A 19,425-nucleotide genomic window follows, 5' to 3' on the forward strand; every position below is an offset into this window, starting at 1 on the left:
TCGGTATGGTGATAGCGCCCTGTTTTCTACTGAGGCGATGCTGCAGAGATTGATGGGAGATAAAGAAAAAGGCCGCATTTGCGGCCTTTTAAATATGACATCATGTGTTACCAGTCAGGTTTACTTCACCTTATGGTCAACAGCATGCGCATGTTCGATATCTTCACTTTTCCGGCTGAAGCGGCGGCGAACCACCACGAAGAATACCGGAACAAAGAAAATAGCCAGAACTGTTGCTGTTATCATACCGCCCATAACACCGGTACCAACCGCATTCTGTGCACCAGAACCTGCACCACTACTGATAACCAGCGGCAGAACACCAAGGATAAAGGCCAGTGAGGTCATCAAGATTGGGCGCAGACGCATACGCACCGCTTCCAATGTTGATTCCACCAAACCTTTGCCTTCTTTATCCATCAAGTCCTTCGCAAACTCAACAATCAAGATGGCGTTCTTGGCCGATAGCCCGATAGTGGTCAACAAGCCTACCTGGAAGTAAACGTCGTTATTCAGGCCACGCAGAGAGGCTGCCAATAACGCACCGACCACACCCAGCGGTACCACCAACATAACGGAGAATGGAATCGACCAGCTCTCATACAATGCTGCCAGACACAAGAACACCACAATCAGCGAGATGGCGTACAGCGCAGGAGCCTGGTTACCGGACAGGCGTTCCTGATAGGACATACCGGTCCAGTCATAGCCGATACCACTTGGCAACTTAGATGCCAACTCTTGCATCAGATCCATCGCCTCACCGGTACTTTTACCCGGTGCAGCCTGACCCAGAATCTCCATGGATGGCAAGCCGTTATAACGTTCGAGTCGCGGTGAACCGTATTCCCATTTGGCGCTGGAGAAAGTGGCAAATGATACCATCTGACCGGAACTGTTACGGACATACCACTTATCAATATCACCCGGCAACATACGGAACGGAGCATCAGCCTGTACGTAAACTTTCTTCACACGACCACGGTCGATAAAGTCATTCACATAGCTACCGCCCATGGCGGAGCCAAGCGTGGTATTGATATCAGAAATTGCCACACCCAGTGCTTGTGCTTTTTCCTGATCCACTTCGACTTTGAACTGCGGTGTATCTTCCAGCCCATTCGGACGCATGCCCACCAGCATATCCGGATGTTGCGCCGCCATGCCGAGCAGTTGGTTACGTGCTTCGGTTAACTTTTGGTGTCCCAAGTTACCTTGGTCAATTAACTGGAAGTCAAAGCCGGTAGCTGTACCCAGTTCCACAATTGCTGGCAAGTTAAAGGCGAACACTAAACCGTCTTTAATTTGCGAGAAAGCAGCAGAAGCTCGGCTAACAATCGCCGGAACTTTGTTTTGTTCACCCGGACGTTCATCCCAGTTTTTCAAACTCACGAAGGCCAACCCGGTATTCTGACCCTGACCACTGAAACCGAAGCCGTTAACGGTAAATACCGAGTTAACAACGTCTTTTTCTTTGTCGAGGTAATAATCAGTAACCTGATTCAGCACTTTCTGAGTTCGTTCTTGGGTTGCACCCGCAGGCATTTGCACCATGGTCAGGAACACACCCTGGTCTTCTTCTGGCAAGAATGATGTCGGTAAGCGCAGGAACAGCACGCCCATACCAATCACGATGGCCAGATAGATAACCAGATAACGACCGGTGCTACGCAGAATGTTGCCAACACTGTCGGTATAGTGGTGGGTACTTTTCTCGAACATGCGGTTAAACCAGCCGAAGAAACCGGTTTTCGGGCCATGCTCGCCTTTGGCGATAGGTTTCAACATGGTGGCGCACAGTGCTGGAGTCAGTATTAATGCCACCAGAACCGAGAGCACCATGGCCGAAACGATAGTGATAGAGAACTGACGATAAATCGCCCCGGTTGCGCCGCCGAAGAAGGCCATCGGGATAAATACCGCAGACAGCACCATCGCGATCCCCACCAATGCACCCTGGATTTGCTCCATGGATTTCTTGGTGGCTTCTTTCGGTGGTAGCCCTTCCTCTTGCATCACACGTTCGACGTTCTCTACCACGACGATGGCGTCATCCACCAATAGCCCTATCGCCAACACCATCCCGAACATCGTTAGGGTGTTTATCGAATAGCCAAAGGCCGAGAGAATGGCAAAAGTCCCCAGCAATACTACCGGAACGGCAATCGTTGGAATCAACGTCGCCCGGAAGTTTTGCAAGAACAGATACATGACCAGGAACACCAGAATAATGGCTTCTACCAGTGTTTTAACCACTTCGTTGATGGAGATTTTAACGAACGGCGTGGTGTCATACGGGTAAACCACTTTCAACCCTGCCGGGAAGAACGGCTGTAATTTTGTCAATTCAGCTTTTACTGCCGCAGAGGTGTTCAGGGCGTTAGCCCCTGTCGCCAACTTAATACCGATCCCCGCCGCTGGCTTACCATTATAACGGGCGATAATATTGTAGTTTTCAGCACCCAGTTGAACGATAGCCACATCTTTCAAGCGAACCTGAGAACCATCGGTATTCACTTTCAGCATGATCTGGCTGAATTCTTCCGCATTGGTCAGACGGGTCTGAGCAATAATGGAGGAGTTCAGTTCTTGCCCTGGAACTGGCGGTGTACCACCTAATTGGCCGGCGGCAACCTGGTTGTTTTGTACTTTAATGGCGTTGATAACATCAACCGGCGTCAAACCGTAGTTATTCAGTTTGTGCGGATCCATCCAGATACGCATCGCGTATTGGGAACCAAATAACTGAACATCACCGACACCCGCAGTACGGCTGATCGGGTCTTTAATGTTAGAACCCACATAGTCAGCGATATCTTCTTGTTTCATGGTGCCGTCTTCAGAAATAAAGCCGGCAACCATCAGGAAGCTACTACTGGACTTTTCAACGCTCACACCTTGCTGCTGCACTTCTTGCGGCAGTAAAGGCATGGCTAATTGCAGTTTGTTCTGCACCTGAACCTGAGCGATATCCGGGTCAGTGCCTGAGTTAAAGGTCAACGTCAACTGCACGTTACCGGAGGAGTCACTGCTGGAAGACATATACAGCAAGTTATCGATACCGTTCATGTTCTGTTCGATAACCTGCGTAACTGTATTCTGCACAGTGGTCGCATCGGCGCCAGGGTAGTTGGCGGAGATTGAAATTGCCGGTGGCGCAATGGTCGGATATTGCGCTACGGGTAACTTCATTATCGCCAGACTACCGGCCAACATAATTATGATGGCGATAACCCAGGCGAAAATAGGGCGATCAATAAAGAACTTAGCCATGAATTACCGGCTCCTTTTAAGACTTCTTCGCTGTGTCAGCCGGGGCTGCTTTTTGTTCTGTCTCAGTAACTTCCTGCACTTTCACCTGCACGCCCGGTCTGATTTTCTGCAAGCCGGAAACGATCAGGCGGTCGCCTGCTTTCAAGCCTTCAGTTACCAACCATTTATTACCGATAGCCTGATTAGCGACCAGTGTGCGTAACTCAACTTTGTCATCAGCACCAACAACCATGGCCGTTGCTTCACCGCGTGGGTTGCGCGTCACACCTTGTTGAGGCACTAACAGTGCATCAGGGCGAACACCTTCATCCAGACGGGCGCGGACAAACATCCCTGGTAACAGCGCTTCATTCGGATTAGGGAAGATAGCGCGGATGGTGATAGAACCGGTGGTTTCATCCACGGTCACACCAGAGAATTCCAAGGTACCGGTTTCGGCATACTCAGAGCCGTTTTCCAGTAACAAGCGAACTTTCGCTTTACCGTTTTCCTGTTTCAGCGTGCCATCAGCCAGCTCTTTTTTCAGGCGCAGGAACTCGTCACTTGACTGAGTCACATCAACATACATCGGGTCAAGTTGTTGAACTGTTGTCAAAGCCGTTGCCTGACCACTGGTCACCAATGCACCTTCAGTCACTGAAGATTTACCGGTACGACCACTGATAGGTGAGGTCACCTGAGTATAGGCCAGGTTAATACGGGCATTTTCTACTGCCGCTTTTGCTGCAACAACTGCAGCATTAGCTTGCATAGAGTCAGACACCGCTTGGTCATACTCTTGTTTACTGATGTAGTTGGTACCCAGCAATGGTTTGTAGCGATTGACTGTCAAACGAGCGATTTCAGCCGCAGCTTGTGCTTTAGCTAAGTCACCTTTGGCGCTGTCATAAGCAGCCTGATAAGTGGCTGGGTCAATTTGATAAAGGGATGTTCCGGCGGTGACATCACTGCCTTCAACATAGTTACGTTTCAGAATAATACCGCTAACTTGCGGACGAACTTCTGCAACACGGAATGCGGACGTACGGCCAGGCAATTCGGTTGTGATATTCAGTGGTGCTGCTTTTAATGTCACAATGCCGACTTCAGGTGCCTGTTGAGCATGGGCTTGCGCCGCATCTTTGTCATTACATCCTATAAGTACTAAGCTGCCTGAAAGTACCAGAATTGCAGCCAGAGGCATTACCCCTCTGTTTTTGCTCATAGATAAACCTCAAGTGTCCGATTTTTAATTTAATTCAATGGATCACAAGCTTTAAAACCCATTGCTGCGTAAATTATATGTGCGTGCTATGGTACATACATTCGTGAATGTATGTAAATCGCACCCCCTCGAAAAAACAACGCTATGGCACGAAAAACCAAACAGCAAGCCGAAGAAACCCGGCTACAAATTCTAGATGCCGCTGTGCGGGAATTTTCTGCGCACGGCGTTTCTGGTACTTCACTTACTGATATTGCTGCTGCCGCAGGTGTTACCCGGGGCGCAATTTACTGGCACTTCAAGAATAAGGTAGACCTGTTTAACGAAGTCTGGGAGTTATCAGAGTCTAAAGTTGATCAGCTCGAATTAGAGTATCAGGCAAAATATCCTGATAATCCACTCCGTATTCTGCGTGAAATACTCATTTATGTGCTTGTTTCTACGCGAGAGGATTGCCAGCGACGTGCATTAATGGAGATTGTATTCCATAAATGTGAATTTGTCGGAGAAATGACCTCCTTCCATGATGCACGTAAAGTTCTTGATTTAGCTAGTTATGAGCGAATTGAATCGGTTTTGCAAGGGTGTATTGATGCAAATCAGCTACCCGTCAATCTTGATACCCGCCGTGCTGCGATTATCATGAGAGCCTATATTACAGGTTTGATGGAAAACTGGCTTTTTATGCCGGAAAGTTTTGATATAAAACAAGAGGCACCGGTATTAATTGATGCTTATCTGGATATGCTAGCCCACAGTCTCTCATTGCAAAAATAGATGAATAGCAAGGTATAGGATTAACTGGAGAAATTTATATGAGCGATAAAACGAATTCACTGGTCGTCATTGCCAATGGTGCTGCGTATGGTCAGGAATCACTATTTAATGCGCTGCGTTTATCTATCGCATTGAAAGAACAACAAACCGATCTCGATTTACGTCTGTTTTTAATGTCTGATGCGGTTATTGCCGGCCTTCAAGGGCAGCAGCCAGCAGAAGGCTACAATTTACGGCAGATGTTGGAAATACTCACGGCGCAGAATGTACCGGTTAAACTTTGTAAAACCTGTACAGATGCGCGTGGAATAACGGGATTAACGTTGGTTGACGGAGTGGAAATCGGTACTTTGGTTGAACTGGCCCAATGGACGCTGGCTGCCGAGAAAGTTCTGACATTTTGAGTGACCAGGGTGCTGCTGGTTTTGATTTCTTCAATCCACCGTTATTTCTATCTGTTACATACTGTTCAAGAGTAAATGCGTAACTGCCCGCATTAATGACAGCTATTCACGCCCTGAAAGACTTTTCTTATTATGGCTTGAGACTGAACGTGATAGGATTTCAGTCTCTCTGTTGAAATGAAGTTCAAATATGAGCAGCAGATTTCATAACCCATATTTTTTATCGTTCTCCTTGCCATTTTCTTTGCCAGCTGGCGTGTCTTTATTACGCCTGCAAACAATGATTATCCTGCTTATAATTATATCGCTAATTTCACCGGCGCTTTTCGCGGCTGGAATGAATATAGATGTACCGACGCGCAATGAAGTACTGAGTCAGTTGGATGCATTATCAAAACAAAAAATACTGTCCCCCGCTGAAAAGTTATCGCAGCAAGATCTGACCAAAACGCTGGAATACCTTGATACCATTGAGCGCACTAAACAAGAAGCCGCTCAACTTAAACAGCAATTAGCACAAGCTCCGGCGAAGCTGCGCCAGGCGACGGAAGGACTGGACGCGCTTAAGAACAGTTCAGCCGATACCATGACGCGAGAGTCTTTGGCTAATTATTCATTGCGCCAATTAGAATCTCGCCTAAATGAAACTCTGGATGATTTACAATCTGCCCAGGAAGACCTTTCGGCCTATAACAGCCAGCTAATCTCCCTGCAAACTCAGCCAGAGCGCGTGCAAAGTGCTATGTATAACGCGTCGATGCGTTTAATGCAGATTCGCAATCAACTCAATGGGTTGGATCCGAATCAAGAAGTTTTGCGGCCCACTCAACAGCAAGCGCTATTGACTGAACAAGTTATGCTAAATGCGCAGTTGGATTTACAGCGCAAAAATCTGGAAGCCAATACCACCTTACAAGATTTACTGCAAAAACAACGGGATTACACCACTGCGCATATTAATCAGTTGGAGCGTTATGTTCAGCTACTGCAAGAGGTGGTGAGCGGTAAGCGGTTAATTCTTTCAGAGAAAACGGCCAAAGAAGCGCAAGTACCTGATGATGCGACTGATATTCAAAATGACCCATTGGTCAGCCGTGAATTGGCGATCAACAAAGAATTGAGCCAACGGCTGATTAACGCCACGAAAGAAGGCAACACACTGGTACAGCAGAATATTCGGGTTAAAAACTGGCTGGATCGTGCTCTGCAATCTGAACGCAATTTAAAGGAACAAATTACCGTTTTACGCGGCAGTTTGCTGCTTTCTCGTATTCTCTATCAGCAGCAACTCAATTTGCCGACTTCCGGCTTGATTACCAATATGGGGCCACGCATTGCTGATTTGCGCCTGGAACAATTTGAAATTAATCAGCAGCGTGACCAGCTATTCCAGGGCGATGACTACATTCAAACCCTGCTAACTGACAGTAAAGAGAAAGTCAGCCCTGATGTTGAAGACGCGCTGGGGCAAATAGTGGATATTCGTCGCGAATTGTTGGATCAATTGAATAAACAGTTAGGTAATCAACTGACTCTGGCGATTAATCTGCAAATTAACCAGCAGCAGTTACTGAGTGTTAATGAGTCGCTGCAACATACACTGACACAGCAAATCTTTTGGGTTAGTAGCAATAAACCGATGGATTGGTCTTGGTTAAAAGCGCTGCCGGGTGCAGTGAAAGCTGAGTTGAGTAACTTTAATTTTACTCTGTCTTGGAATGATGTGTTAACTGGCCTGGTTAAATCATTGATATTTATAGTGCCGATGCTGATTGTGGTAGGGGTGATCCGCTCACGCTACAAAATCATTAATAAGCATCTGGATAGTCTGGCCGCTGATGTCGGGCAATTAAAACACGACAGCCAAATGCATACACCGAAAGCTATTTTGCTTACTTTGCTGAAAGTGTTGCCAGGATCTTTGCTCATATTGGGCGTGGGGTATTGGTGCTTGCGTTCAGATTTTAATCTTAGTGATTTCTTCTGGAGTTTCTTCCAGCGGCTGGCCCTGTTCTGGTTGGTATTTGATCTGACATATCGCATGTTATCACCGGGCGGCATTACCGAGCGGCACTTTATGATAGCCGCTGATCGGTGCGCCCATTATCGACGTCAAATGGTGCGATTGGGGGCTGCATTGCTGCCGGTTATCTTCTGGTCTGCCTTGGGGGAGAAAAGCCCACTTCGGTTGGTCGACGATGTTATCGGGCAGGTTGTCATTGTGATTGCATTGGCATTGTTGGCGTTGTTCGTCTATCCATTCTGCCGTGATAGCTGGCGTGAGAAAGACTCCCATGCGGTTCGGCTCGTGATAGTCACCGCCATTGCAGGAACGCCGATCATATTGATTGGGTTAATGGTTGCTGGGTATTTCTACACCACTTTGCAATTGGCAGGCCGCTGGATTGATAGCCTGTATTTATTATTCTTGTGGAATATCATTTACCTGACGGCTATTCGTGGGTTAGGGGTTGCGGCGCGGCGTTTAGCCTATCGTCGTGCCATCGCCCGGCGGCAAAATCTGGTGAAAGAGGGGGCTGAGGGTGGGGAGCCAGTTGAAGAACCACCGTTGGCGCTGGAACAAATTAACCAGCAGTCATTGCGTTTGACCACCATGGTTCTGTTCCTGATTTTCGCGACCTGTTTCTATGCTATCTGGGCTGATTTGATAACGGTTATCTCCTATCTGGATAGCATCTCTTTGTGGCATTACACCACAACCGTGGCGGGGGCGAGCGTTGCTCAGGCAGTCACATTGGGAAATATGCTCGTGGCATTAATGGCGCTGGTAGTCGCTTATATTCTGACGCGCAACTTGCCCGGATTGCTTGAGGTGGTGGTGTTGTCACGGTTACAGCTGCGTCAGGGCACCTCTTATGCCATTACCACCATTTTAACCTATCTGATTACCGCGATTGGGGGGATAACTGCACTCAGCTCTCTCGGGGTATCGTGGGATAAACTGCAATGGTTGGTTGCCGCTCTGTCAGTTGGTTTGGGGTTTGGTTTGCAGGAGATTTTTGCCAACTTTGTCTCCGGTCTGATTATTTTGTTCGAACGCCCTGTTCGTATTGGCGACACCGTAACCATTGGCACTTTCTCCGGCAATGTTAACAAAATCCGTATTCGTGCCACGACGATCACTGATTTTGATCGCAAAGAGGTGATTATCCCGAATAAAGCCTTTGTTACCGAGCGCCTGATCAACTGGTCGCTATCAGATACCATTACCCGAATTATTATTAAAGTTGGCGTTGCGTATGGCTCTGATTTAGCAAAAGTTAAAGAGATTTTACTCAAGGCCGCGCATGAGAACCCACGGGTTATGACTGATCCTGAGCCTCATGTATTCTTCCTCAACTTTGGTGCCAGTACCCTTGATCATGAATTGCGGGTGTATGTGCGCGAATTACGTGACCGCAGCTATACGGTTGATGAATTGAATAGTGCGATTGATAAGTTATGTCGCGAGAATGACATCAATATTGCGTTTAATCAGTTGGATGTGTATTTACACAAACCTGATGGCACTGAAATTCAAGAGGTAAGTCGGCCTTTTGATACGAAAGAATTACCTTCTACACCGTCGGAGAAGTCGGCAATTGGGGATACCAAACCTGATTTACCGGATATCAATAAGCCACTCGCTTAAAACTGTCGGGCAGGGATAACGTGAATTCAAGCGGTTGATATGCAACGAGCCACAACAAGGCGATACTCGATGATATCGCCTTGGCTGAACATCAGAAATAACCGGGTCAATCAGATGTCTGATTGCGCAGCTTACGCTGATAATCAAGTTGCACGATAGCTAACGCTGCCAGTGCTGTTTCCGGCGCTATCTCATTGCATTCCAGCAAGTAGATAAGATCTACTGCCAGTTGCAGTTCTGGTGAAGCTTTTTCAACTGACATAATCTGGCCAATATTTGATTTTCAGTGAGTGAGGAAAGCCGGGTGGGATCAGTTACTGCCAGTTTCCACCTGACTTGATTTCAATTCATCTACCCAATAGATTTCAAGCTGTACTCAGATGGCAAGTGAGAAAACTCGATAAGTTCACATCAACAAGGAGCATGGGAGATTGAACCCGCCGCCCTCTGCAACTTGAAACAAGGTAGGTATAAAACATTATAGAAAAGTATTCGCTATCGAAACCCTAATGATTCAAAAAATGTGATAAATATTCAAAAACCGTTCTCTTTCTTCTCAATACTACGTTCTATTTTTATCAGTGCCTGCCGGCAGCGCATTAAACGGCCTTCTAAAGCAGCAAGCTCTTTCTGTATTTTTTGCTGCTCAGACAATAAACTTTGCTTACCCAGTTGGCTCTCCCGATCCTGAATCATGGCCAGTATTCGCCGCTCATAATCTTGATGCTCAGCCAGCTTGTGGTAAGGGTCCAACTTATTATACTTGGGTTCAGGGTTGGTTTTTCTCAGCTTTTGTGTGGCTAACTCTCGCTGCAAGGCGGATATTTGTGCGACCAGCTTTTCAGCTAAAAAAGCGACTTGCTGGGTGCGATTCTCTGCAACGACCTGTTTCAATTGGGCCATATTTTTGTGCACTTCCAGTAGATAATCGCGAAAACGGTTACCATGATTGCCAAATAAATTCAGGTCAAAACGAGCCTGTTGAGAAGGTGCGTTGGCTTGTGGCCCAATTTGTGCTGACAACGCCTCAATTTGGCTTTCAAGCACCTGTAATAGTTTTTCTGTACTCATGGCGCTTCTCCTGGGGTGTTTTTCCGCCAGCTTGCCTTTGAATGCCGATACTTACAAGCGAGGGCGGCTAAAACGCTATTTAGTGGTAATAATGCCAAGAATACCTATTGATGATGGCCAGTGCATGCGTTAATGATAGGGCTACATTCAGAAATGTGATTATAAAGGGGGTGTATGTCTCGTTGGTTGTTGATAGCTTTGGGCTGGCTGGCAGTAGTTTTGGCAACCTTAGGTGTCGTGCTTCCTCTGTTACCTACTACGCCGTTTTTGCTACTGGCAGCGTGGTGTTTTGCGCGTTCCTCGCCCCGTTTTCATCATTGGCTGCTTTATCGTTCATGGTTTGGTAGTTACATACGTACATGGCAGCAACATCGGGCTTTGCCCCCTGGCGCTAAATGGAAAGCAATATTGGTGACGCTACTCACGTTTGCTATTTCGCTCTGGTTGGTAAAAATTTGGTGGGTCAGAGGCATTTTGCTGGTGATATTGACGTTATTATTGACCTTTATGCTACGGATGCCAGTTATTGACCTATCGCAACAAAAAAGGCTCTGAGTCGCTCACATCAGTTGCATTTTAATGCCAGTTTGCATAGATTTGAGCGTTTTCGTGCGCGGGATATCCCCTCGCGGCATCCTTAGGGTTAAGGATGCCGTAATTTACTCTATCGAGGCGTGATTGGTTGATAGGCTAAGTTACTCAGTTGATGCCATTTTAGCATCGGCTGGCCGCGCTTTAGTATGTACAGCAGTTTTATCAGGCACAAATTATGACCGCTACTGCACCTAATACAGCACAACAGCTTAAATATATTAAAGACAGTATCAAAACCATCCCCGATTACCCAAAAGCGGGAATACTGTTTCGTGATGTGACCAGTTTGCTGGAAGATCCATTAGCCTACGCCGCCAGCATTGAGCTGTTGACTGAGCGCTATCTAGATAAGGGCGTGACTAAAGTCGTGGGTACTGAGGCCCGTGGTTTTCTGTTTGGTGCGCCAGTGGCTTTGTCTCTTGGGGTGGGTTTTGTACCAGTACGTAAGCCGGGCAAGTTACCGCGTGCCACCATCAGCGAAAGCTATGAATTAGAATACGGTACTGACAAACTTGAGATCCACACCGACAGCATTCAACCAGGCGACAAAGTTCTGGTTATTGATGATTTACTGGCTACCGGTGGAACCATTGAAGCGACAGTTAAGCTTATTCGTCAACTGGGTGGCGAAGTCACTGACGCCGCGTTTGTGATTAATTTACCCGATTTGGGTGGCGAAGCTCGCCTGAATGACCAAGGCATTACTTGCTACAGTCTGGTTGATTTCTCCGGCCATTGATTGTACTGAAAATATCAGCCTCGCTGTCAGTAGTGAGGCTGTGTTAGCATGACCCTCTATATTATTCAACTTCTCCGGTATTAATGAGCTATCAGGTCCTTGCCCGTAAGTGGCGCCCCAAAACGTTTGCAGACGTCGTTGGTCAGGAACATGTCCTGACGGCGTTGGCTAATGGCCTTTCATTAGGGCGAATTCATCACGCCTATTTATTTTCTGGCACCCGTGGGGTTGGTAAGACCTCTATCGCCCGGTTGTTAGCCAAAGGCCTTAACTGCGAAACGGGCATTACTGCTACCCCTTGTGGCACCTGTGCAAATTGCCTGGAGATTGAGCAAGGTCGTTTCGTTGATCTGATCGAAATCGATGCGGCCTCGCGCACTAAAGTCGAAGATACCCGTGAACTGCTGGATAATGTCCAATATGCGCCAGCCCGTGGCCGCTTCAAGGTCTATTTGATCGATGAAGTCCACATGTTGTCACGGCACAGTTTCAATGCATTGTTGAAGACACTGGAAGAACCGCCAGCCCATGTGAAATTCCTGCTGGCGACAACCGATCCGCAAAAGTTACCCGTCACCATACTTTCTCGCTGCTTGCAGTTTCACCTAAAGGTCATTGATGTTGAGGTGATTCGTGCCCAGCTCGAAAAAATACTGTTAGCCGAGCAAATCAGTAGTGATGCCAGGGCATTGCAATTACTGGCGCGCGCCGCTGATGGCAGTATGCGCGATGCACTCAGTTTGGCTGATCAGGCCATCGCGATGGGAGATGGTCATGTCACTACCGCCACCGTCAGCCAAATGTTGGGTACATTAGATGACGAGCAACCACTGGCGATTATTGAAGCGTTAGTCAGTGCGGATGGCGCGCGAGTGATGGCCCAGCTTGAGCAAGCGGCATCACGCGGTGTTGACTGGGAAAACCTGTTAGTCGAAACCTTAAGTTTGCTGCACCGCATTGCAATGGTGCAGTTATTGCCCTCCATGCTGGATAATCACTACGCCACCATTGAGCCGCGATTACGCGAGCTGGCGCGAACACTGCCGCCGACAGATATCCAGCTGTACTACCAGACATTGCTGGTGGGGCGAAAAGAGTTGGCCTATGCCCCTGACCGCCGCATGGGGGTCGAAATGACTTTATTGCGCGCCTTGGCATTTCACCCTAAAGCGATAATTGCCGAGCCGCAGAAAGTGCCAGTTAGTGCTCCTGCGGCGATAGCGGATAATACGCCAGCGCCGCAGCAACATTTTCAGGCTCCGTCATCTACCCAACATGCGCCACAGCATGAGGCCCCGCCATTAGGTGCCACTGCGTCGGTTAACACCGAGCTTCCAGACGCTACCGCGCAATTGCTGCAAGCACGCACGCAGTTACTGCGCAAATCGGGGACGACCCCACCAAAAAAGAATGAGCCGGCAGCGCCAGGAAAAGCGCGGCCGGTAAACTCAGCGCTGGAGCGTTTAGCTTCGGTGACTGAGCGCAGCCAGCAGCGCCTGGCCGCCAAATCCACGGAAGAGAAGAAACCGGCGAAGAAAGAAGCTTATCGCTGGACGGCGCAGAATCAGCCAGAGGTGCCAGCAGAGCCGGTAGCGACACCTAAAGCTTTGCGATCGGCATTGGAGCATGAAAAAACGCCGGAACTTTCTGCTAAATTGGCTCAAGAAGCGATGGTGCGCGATCCTTGGGCAGCAGAAATTGATAAATTACACATTCCCAAATTGGTGCAACAACTTGCGCTGAATGCATTTAAAGAAGAAATAGAACCGGGTAATATTCGCCTTCACTTGCGTTCTGCTCAGCGCCATTTAAACTCGCCTTCGGCACAAAAGGCGTTGGCAGATGCATTGAGTGAATTACACGGTAATACGGTCACATTAAGTGTTATCGAAGATGATAATCTGGCGGAGCGTACTCCGTTAGAGTGGCGGCAGGCCATTTATGAAGAAAAACTGGCACAAGCACGCCAGTCAATTATTGCGGATAATAATATTCAGACACTGCGTCGTTTCTTCGACGCTGAACTGGATGAAGAAAGTATCCGGCCGGTTTAACCGCTGCGATAAGTGCATGGTGCACTGACGCAGCCCCTTGCTATGAGAGATGACTATGTTTGGTAAAGGCGGTATTGGCAATTTAATGAAACAAGCCCAGCAGATGCAGGAAAAAATGCAGCAGATGCAGGAAGAAGTCGCCAAATTGGAAGTTACCGGTGAATCTGGCGCGGGCTTGGTAAAAGTGACTATCAATGGGGCGCATAACTGCCGTCGGGTTGAAATCGACCCAAGCCTGTTGGTTGAAGAAGATAAAGAAATGCTGGAAGATTTGATTGCTGCCGCATTGAACGATGCTGCTCGTCGCATCGATGAGACACAAAAAGAAAAAATGGCTTCGGTATCAAGTGGTATGCAGTTGCCACCAGGCTTTAAGATGCCGTTCTGATGCAAACCAGTCCACTCCTTGAATCATTGATGGAGGCGTTGCGCTGTTTGCCGGGCGTTGGCCCGAAATCGGCGCAACGTATGGCATTCCAATTGCTACAGCGTGATCGTAGCGGTGGCATGCGACTGGCACAGTCTTTGACGCGCGCAATGTCTGAAATTGGTCATTGCGCTGACTGTCGTACCTTTACCGAGCAAGAGCATTGCACTATTTGCTCCAATCCACGGCGGCAGCAAAATGGTCAAATCTGCGTGGTCGAAAGCCCGGCAGATATTCATGCCATCGAACAAACGGGCCAGTTTGGCGGGCGTTATTTTGTGTTGATGGGGCATTTATCCCCTATGGACGGCATCGGTCCCGGTGATATTGGTTTGGATTTGCTTGAAAAACGGCTGGAAACTGAAACTATCAGTGAAGTCATTCTGGCGACCAACCCGACAGTCGAAGGGGATGCAACCGCCAACTATATTGGTCAGATGTGCGGTCAGTATGGTGTGCTAGCCAGCCGTATTGCACACGGCGTGCCAGTCGGTGGTGAGTTGGAAATGGTTGATGGTACAACCCTATCCCACTCATTGGCGGGACGTAATCCCATTAAGTACTAGTTTCAGCAAGTACCTATCCTATTTAATCTGGTGGGCGATGATTTTGTTATTGATTATCATATGAATACTTTCATTTGTGATGTTCAGTCAATCGCCCCTGATTCTCTGTTTTTTCTGTGTTAAGGCTTGAAAGCTCCTGCAATTGACCCCATTTGATACTCACTGTTCGATTTTATATACCTGTCGGTAATTTGGATTGAGGTAATTAATGAGTATGAAAGGTCAAGAAACCCGTGGATTTCAGTCAGAAGTAAAACAACTTCTCCATTTGATGATTCACTCGCTTTATTCCAATAAAGAAATTTTCTTGCGCGAGCTTATCTCTAACGCCTCTGACGCGGCAGATAAACTCCGTTTCCGCGCACTGTCTCACCCAGAATTATTTGAAGGTGATGGCGAGCTGCGTGTGCGTTTATCTTTTGATAAAGAAAAGCGTACTTTGACCCTAAGTGATAACGGCATTGGTATGAGCCGTGAAGAAGTCATTGATAATCTAGGTACTATCGCGAAATCAGGGACTAAAGCATTCCTCGAATCTATCGGCTCAGACCAGGCTAAAGACAGCCAATTAATTGGCCAGTTTGGTGTGGGCTTCTATTCTGCTTTCATCGTGGCAGATAAAGTCACCGTCCGTACTCGCGCAGCTGGTGCGCCCGCAGATGCCGGGGTGTTCTGGGAGTCAGCAGGCGAGGGTGATTACACCATCGCGGATATCACCAAAGAAGACCGCGGCACAGAAATCACCCTGCACCTGCGCGAAGGCGAAGATGAATACCTTGATAACTGGCGCTTGCGTTCTGTTATCAGCAAATATTCAGACCATATTGCACTGCCAGTCGAAATCGAAAGCAAAAATGAAGAAGATGGCACTGTCACCTGGGAGAAAATCAACAAAGCCCAGGCGCTGTGGACGCGCGGCAAAGCTGAAATAACAGACGACGAATACAAAGCATTCTACAAGCATATTGCTCATGACTTCACTGACCCACTGATTTGGAGTCATAACCGCGTCGAAGGTAAGCAAGAGTACACCAGCTTGCTGTACATCCCGGCGCAAGCGCCTTGGGATATGTGGAATCGCGACCATAAACACGGCCTGAAACTGTATGTACAGCGCGTGTTTATCATGGATGACGCTGAGCAGTTCATGCCGAATTATCTGCGTTTTGTTCGCGGCCTGATTGATTCCAATGATCTGCCGTTGAACGTTTCACGTGAGATCTTGCAAGACAGCCGTGTAACGCAGAACCTGCGTAGTGCACTGACCAAACGTGTGCTGCAAATGCTGGAAAAACTGGCTAAAGACGACGCTGAGAAATATCAGCAGTTCTGGCAGCAGTTTGGTATGGCGCTTAAAGAGGGGCCAGCAGAAGATGGTAGCAACAAAGATACCATTGCCAAGTTACTGCGCTTTGCTTCGACCCATACTGACAGCTCCGCGCAGACCGTGTCGCTAGAAGACTATGTCAGCCGCATGGCCGAAGGGCAGGAGAAGATTTATTACATCACTGCGGATAGCTATGCCGCGGCCAAGAACAGCCCGCACCTGGAACTGTTCCGTAAAAAAGGTATTGAAGTCTTGCTGTTGTCCGATCGTATCGACGAATGGATGATGAGCTACCTGACTGAGTTCGATGGCAAAGCTTTCCAATCAGTCAGCAAAGCAGACGATTCACTGAATAAACTGGCTGATGAAGAGCGCCCAGAGCAACAAGAAGCGGATAAAGCGCTGGAGCCTTTTGTCGAGCGTGTGAAAACGCTGCTGGGTGAGCGTGTAAAAGACGTCCGTCTGACCCACCGTTTGACGGATACTCCGGCTATTGTCACCACGGATGCGGATGAAATGAGCACGCAGATGGCAAAATTGTTCGCCGCTGCTGGTCAGCAGGCACCGGAAGTGAAGTATATCTTTGAACTGAACCCGGAACATAGCCTGGTTAAACGCGCTGCTGATGTGGCTGATGATACGCAGTTCGCTGAATGGGTTGAGTTACTACTGGATCAAGCGCTATTGGCTGAACGAGGAACCTTAGAGGATCCCAACCAGTTCATTCGTCGAATGAATCAGTTATTAACAGCTTAATTTAGTATTAGAACGCCTCGGATAGATAGCTTATTCGGGGCGTTTTTATTTTATTTTAATGAATTAAATTTTTATCCTGCCTGTTTTTGCCGATCCAATTCCACTAACTCGCCTCGTGCGCCTTGAGCCAACCCCCCTGAAAATGGTATGGTTGCTTGTTTCCGCAATTTTGATTTGTTTACGTAAAAATACATAAAAAAACTACATAGCAAGGGGATTTACGCAATGCGTATCATTCTGCTGGGCGCTCCGGGCGCTGGTAAGGGTACTCAGGCTCAATTCATCATGGAGAAATACGGTATTCCGCAAATCTCTACTGGTGATATGTTGCGCGCCGCTGTAAAAGCAGGTTCTGAGTTAGGTCTGAAAGCGAAAGAAATTATGGATGCCGGCCAACTGGTTACTGATGAACTGGTTATCGCATTGGTTAAAGAGCGCATCACACAGGACGATTGCCGTGACGGTTTCCTGCTAGATGGGTTCCCGCGTACCATTCCTCAAGCTGATGCCATGAAAGAAGCCGGTATTAAGGTCGATTATGTGCTGGAGTTTGATGTTCCAGACGAGCTGATTGTTGATCGCATCGTTGGGCGCCGGGTTCATGCTGCCTCAGGCCGGGTTTACCACATTAAATTCAACCCACCTAAAGTTGAAGATAAAGATGATGTGACCGGCGAAGAACTGACAATTCGTAAAGATGATCAGGAAGCAACAGTTCGCAAACGTCTGGTTGAATATCATCAACAAACTGCACCATTGGTTTCTTACTATCGTAAGGAAGCTGATGCAGGAAACACCCAATATTTTAAACTGGACGGAACCCGTAAAGTAGCAGAAGTCAGTGCAGAACTGGCGACTATTCTCGGTTAATTCTGGATGGTAAGATAGTCAAGGCGGCCTAAGGTCGCCTTTATTATTTTACAGATACAGCTGATTTATCGGTTTGAATAAACGGCGCGCAATACACAATAAGGACTCCTGCATGAAGCAAAGCAAGCTTGGCGTACTGATGGTTAATCTGGGAACACCGGATGCCCCGACACCGCAAGCAGTAAAACGCTATCTGGCTGAGTTCTTGAGTGATCGCCGGGTAGTTGATACTTCACCGTGGTTGTGGTGGCCTTTGCTACGTGGGGTAATTCTGCCGATTCGTTCTCCGCGCGTGGCAAAACTGTATCAATCTGTCTGGATGGATGAAGGTTCTCCCTTATTGGTCTATAGCCGTCGGCAACAAAAAGCTTTGGCAGCACGTATGCCAGAAATCCCAGTAGAGTTAGGGATGAGTTATGGCTCGCCAAATCTGCCTGATGCTATTGATAAATTACTTGCGCAGGGTGTGACCACGCTGGTGGTATTACCGCTTTATCCGCAATATTCTTGCTCGACCAGTGCGGCCGTCTGGGATGCAGTCGCGCGTATTTTGAAAGGCTATCGCCGTTTGCCGTCGATTTCTTTTATCCGTGATTATGCAGAGCATCCCGCCTATATTTCAGCGCTAAAACAAAGTGTTGAAAACTCTTTTGCGCAACATGGCAAACCAGACAGATTAGTCCTGTCTTTTCATGGTATTCCTAAACGCTATGCGCAATTAGGGGATGACTACCCGCAACGTTGTGAAGACACCAGCCGCGCGTTACAGGCGGAGTTGGCGTTATCATTACCAGCAGAGCAAATCATGATGACATATCAATCACGTTTTGGTCGTGAGCCGTGGTTAACCCCATATACCGACGAAACCTTAAAAAGTTTGCCCTCTCAAGGGGTTAAACATATTCAGCTAATATGCCCCGGTTTTTCTGCCGACTGCCTGGAAACATTGGAAGAAATCAAAGAACAAAACCGAGAGATTTTCTTGCATGCTGGCGGCGAGAAGTTTGAATATATTCCTGCGCTGAACGACGATGAAAGCCATATTGATCTTTTAGAACAGTTGGTAAAACAAGCGCTTGATTCACTATCCTATCATTTACGTATTGATTAGTGCCTAAATGACACGTTATTACATATTTTACTAGGTTCTTTTGCTTGTAATGCCTATTTAGATGTATGAAAATCACATTTTTATAAAAACAAATATATCAGTGATTTTGTAACTAATTGTTGTAGAAAAAATTTTTAATTGAGCTACATAATGAAATCTGAAAACAGTGCATTGGTAGCTGTGAGCCAAGGGCGGTAGCGTGTCTTGATTAAGGCCGACTATTTGTAAGTATCTGCCTTAAATGGATTTTATGTTATGAGAATGGACATTAATTAATATACTCAAAACGCATGAAAAAATAATTTAATTCAATAGCTGGAAATTTAAATGTCAGTATTACGAAGAAATATTTTTTCTTTATTTATCTTACAGGGCAGTAATTATTTCATAACTCTCCTAACCTTACCTTATTTAACCAGGGTCTTGGGTGTTGAGGGTTTTGGCATCTATAGTCTAACTCTTTCAATAGCCCAATATTTTGTTATTTTTATAGATTTTGGATTTAACTTATCAGCCTCAAAAAGAATTGCTGAACGCCAAGATGATCAAGATTATATATCCAAGGTTTTTTTTGAAACAATTTATGCTAAGTCAATATTG

Annotated in this window: 16 protein-coding genes and 1 other annotated feature; of the genes, 12 read left to right on the forward strand and 4 right to left on the reverse strand. The window is 47.2% G+C overall.

Going from position 1 to position 19,425, the window contains the following annotated elements; genetic code table 11:
• Positions 1–120 precede the first annotated feature (120 nt).
• Positions 121–3,273: an efflux RND transporter permease AcrB gene (gene acrB, locus HU019_RS09985; RefSeq protein WP_174849256.1), complete on the reverse strand. Its 3,153-nt coding sequence runs from the start codon at positions 3,271–3,273 to the stop codon at positions 121–123.
• 16 nt (positions 3,274–3,289) lie between these two features.
• Positions 3,290–4,477 (reverse strand): efflux RND transporter adaptor subunit AcrA, encoded by a 1,188-nt coding sequence (acrA, locus tag HU019_RS09990; protein ID WP_174849255.1) that lies wholly within the window; start codon positions 4,475–4,477, stop codon positions 3,290–3,292.
• A 144-nt stretch (positions 4,478–4,621) separates the two neighbouring features.
• Here acrA and acrR point away from each other — a divergent pair, with 144 nt between their 5' ends.
• From acrR to mscK, 3 genes are all read left to right on the forward strand, one after another.
• A complete protein-coding gene (gene acrR, locus HU019_RS09995) occupies positions 4,622–5,254 on the forward strand; it encodes a multidrug efflux transporter transcriptional repressor AcrR (protein WP_174849254.1) in 633 nt (210 codons plus the stop codon).
• A 38-nt stretch (positions 5,255–5,292) separates the two neighbouring features.
• Positions 5,293–5,658: a DsrE/DsrF/TusD sulfur relay family protein gene (locus tag HU019_RS10000; protein WP_174849253.1), complete on the forward strand. Its 366-nt coding sequence runs from the start codon at positions 5,293–5,295 to the stop codon at positions 5,656–5,658.
• A 190-nt stretch (positions 5,659–5,848) separates the two neighbouring features.
• Entirely contained in the window at positions 5,849–9,310 is a 3,462-nt protein-coding gene (gene mscK / locus HU019_RS10005) for a mechanosensitive channel MscK (protein WP_174849252.1), read from the forward strand.
• 106 nt (positions 9,311–9,416) lie between these two features.
• Here mscK and rsmS read toward each other — a convergent pair whose 3' ends face one another.
• Both rsmS and priC read right to left on the reverse strand, forming a co-directional pair.
• Positions 9,417–9,572, reverse strand: coding sequence for a pleiotropic regulatory protein RsmS (rsmS, locus tag HU019_RS10010; protein WP_005158164.1), 156 nt, complete (start codon positions 9,570–9,572; stop codon positions 9,417–9,419).
• Positions 9,573–9,844: 272 nt separating this feature from the next.
• Complete coding sequence (gene priC / locus HU019_RS10015) at positions 9,845–10,381, reverse strand: primosomal replication protein PriC (RefSeq protein ID WP_174849251.1); 537 nt, start codon at positions 10,379–10,381, stop codon at positions 9,845–9,847.
• Between the two features lie 174 nt (positions 10,382–10,555).
• Here priC and HU019_RS10020 point away from each other — a divergent pair, with 174 nt between their 5' ends.
• From HU019_RS10020 to HU019_RS10060, 9 genes are all read left to right on the forward strand, one after another.
• Positions 10,556–10,936 carry a DUF454 family protein gene (locus tag HU019_RS10020; RefSeq protein WP_174849250.1) on the forward strand — a complete coding sequence of 127 codons (381 nt, stop codon included), beginning with the start codon at positions 10,556–10,558 and terminating at the stop codon, positions 10,934–10,936.
• 214 nt (positions 10,937–11,150) lie between these two features.
• Positions 11,151–11,714, forward strand: a complete 564-nt coding sequence (gene apt / locus HU019_RS10025; protein WP_174849249.1) for an adenine phosphoribosyltransferase — start codon at positions 11,151–11,153, stop codon at positions 11,712–11,714.
• 83 nt (positions 11,715–11,797) lie between these two features.
• On the forward strand, positions 11,798–13,768 hold the full coding sequence (gene dnaX / locus HU019_RS10030) for a DNA polymerase III subunit gamma/tau (RefSeq protein ID WP_174849248.1): 1,971 nt from the start codon (positions 11,798–11,800) through the stop codon (positions 13,766–13,768).
• Positions 13,099–13,162 (forward strand) — a sequence feature (DnaX frameshifting element). It overlaps the preceding gene by 64 nt.
• Positions 13,769–13,823: 55 nt before the next feature.
• A complete protein-coding gene (locus tag HU019_RS10035; RefSeq protein WP_019081276.1) occupies positions 13,824–14,156 on the forward strand; it encodes a YbaB/EbfC family nucleoid-associated protein in 333 nt (110 codons plus the stop codon).
• Positions 14,156–14,761: a recombination mediator RecR gene (gene recR / locus HU019_RS10040; protein ID WP_005158177.1), complete on the forward strand. Its 606-nt coding sequence runs from the start codon at positions 14,156–14,158 to the stop codon at positions 14,759–14,761. The genes HU019_RS10035 and recR overlap by 1 nt, the downstream gene beginning before the upstream one ends.
• Positions 14,762–14,975: 214 nt before the next feature.
• Positions 14,976–16,844, forward strand: coding sequence for a molecular chaperone HtpG (gene htpG, locus HU019_RS10045; protein WP_005167717.1), 1,869 nt, complete (start codon positions 14,976–14,978; stop codon positions 16,842–16,844).
• Between the two features lie 225 nt (positions 16,845–17,069).
• Positions 17,070–17,714, forward strand: coding sequence for an adenylate kinase (gene adk, locus HU019_RS10050; RefSeq protein WP_174849247.1), 645 nt, complete (start codon positions 17,070–17,072; stop codon positions 17,712–17,714).
• A gap of 112 nt (positions 17,715–17,826) precedes the next feature.
• A complete protein-coding gene (gene hemH / locus HU019_RS10055) occupies positions 17,827–18,825 on the forward strand; it encodes a ferrochelatase (RefSeq protein ID WP_174849246.1) in 999 nt (332 codons plus the stop codon).
• 327 nt (positions 18,826–19,152) lie between these two features.
• Positions 19,153–19,425 (forward strand): oligosaccharide flippase family protein (locus HU019_RS10060; RefSeq protein ID WP_174850484.1); only part of this gene is annotated, 273 nt, incomplete at its 3' end.

Source organism: Yersinia artesiana (assembly GCF_902726545.1).
Taxonomy (GTDB): domain Bacteria; phylum Pseudomonadota; class Gammaproteobacteria; order Enterobacterales; family Enterobacteriaceae; genus Yersinia; species Yersinia artesiana.

What these genes read in the sequence shown, in the direction of transcription:
- acrB (WP_174849256.1), bottom strand. Translation starts at nt 3,273, where the DNA reads ATGGCTAAGTTCTTTATTGATCGCCCTATTTTCGCCTGGGTTATCGCC.
- acrA (WP_174849255.1), bottom strand. Translation starts at nt 4,477, where the DNA reads ATGAGCAAAAACAGAGGGGTAATGCCTCTGGCTGCAATTCTGGTACTT.
- acrR (WP_174849254.1), top strand. Translation starts at nt 4,622, where the DNA reads ATGGCACGAAAAACCAAACAGCAAGCCGAAGAAACCCGGCTACAAATT.
- HU019_RS10000 (WP_174849253.1), top strand. Translation starts at nt 5,293, where the DNA reads ATGAGCGATAAAACGAATTCACTGGTCGTCATTGCCAATGGTGCTGCG.
- mscK (WP_174849252.1), top strand. Translation starts at nt 5,849, where the DNA reads ATGAGCAGCAGATTTCATAACCCATATTTTTTATCGTTCTCCTTGCCA.
- rsmS (WP_005158164.1), bottom strand. Translation starts at nt 9,572, where the DNA reads ATGTCAGTTGAAAAAGCTTCACCAGAACTGCAACTGGCAGTAGATCTT.
- priC (WP_174849251.1), bottom strand. Translation starts at nt 10,381, where the DNA reads ATGAGTACAGAAAAACTATTACAGGTGCTTGAAAGCCAAATTGAGGCG.
- HU019_RS10020 (WP_174849250.1), top strand. Translation starts at nt 10,556, where the DNA reads ATGTCTCGTTGGTTGTTGATAGCTTTGGGCTGGCTGGCAGTAGTTTTG.
- apt (WP_174849249.1), top strand. Translation starts at nt 11,151, where the DNA reads ATGACCGCTACTGCACCTAATACAGCACAACAGCTTAAATATATTAAA.
- dnaX (WP_174849248.1), top strand. Translation starts at nt 11,798, where the DNA reads ATGAGCTATCAGGTCCTTGCCCGTAAGTGGCGCCCCAAAACGTTTGCA.
- HU019_RS10035 (WP_019081276.1), top strand. Translation starts at nt 13,824, where the DNA reads ATGTTTGGTAAAGGCGGTATTGGCAATTTAATGAAACAAGCCCAGCAG.
- recR (WP_005158177.1), top strand. Translation starts at nt 14,156, where the DNA reads ATGCAAACCAGTCCACTCCTTGAATCATTGATGGAGGCGTTGCGCTGT.
- htpG (WP_005167717.1), top strand. Translation starts at nt 14,976, where the DNA reads ATGAAAGGTCAAGAAACCCGTGGATTTCAGTCAGAAGTAAAACAACTT.
- adk (WP_174849247.1), top strand. Translation starts at nt 17,070, where the DNA reads ATGCGTATCATTCTGCTGGGCGCTCCGGGCGCTGGTAAGGGTACTCAG.
- hemH (WP_174849246.1), top strand. Translation starts at nt 17,827, where the DNA reads ATGAAGCAAAGCAAGCTTGGCGTACTGATGGTTAATCTGGGAACACCG.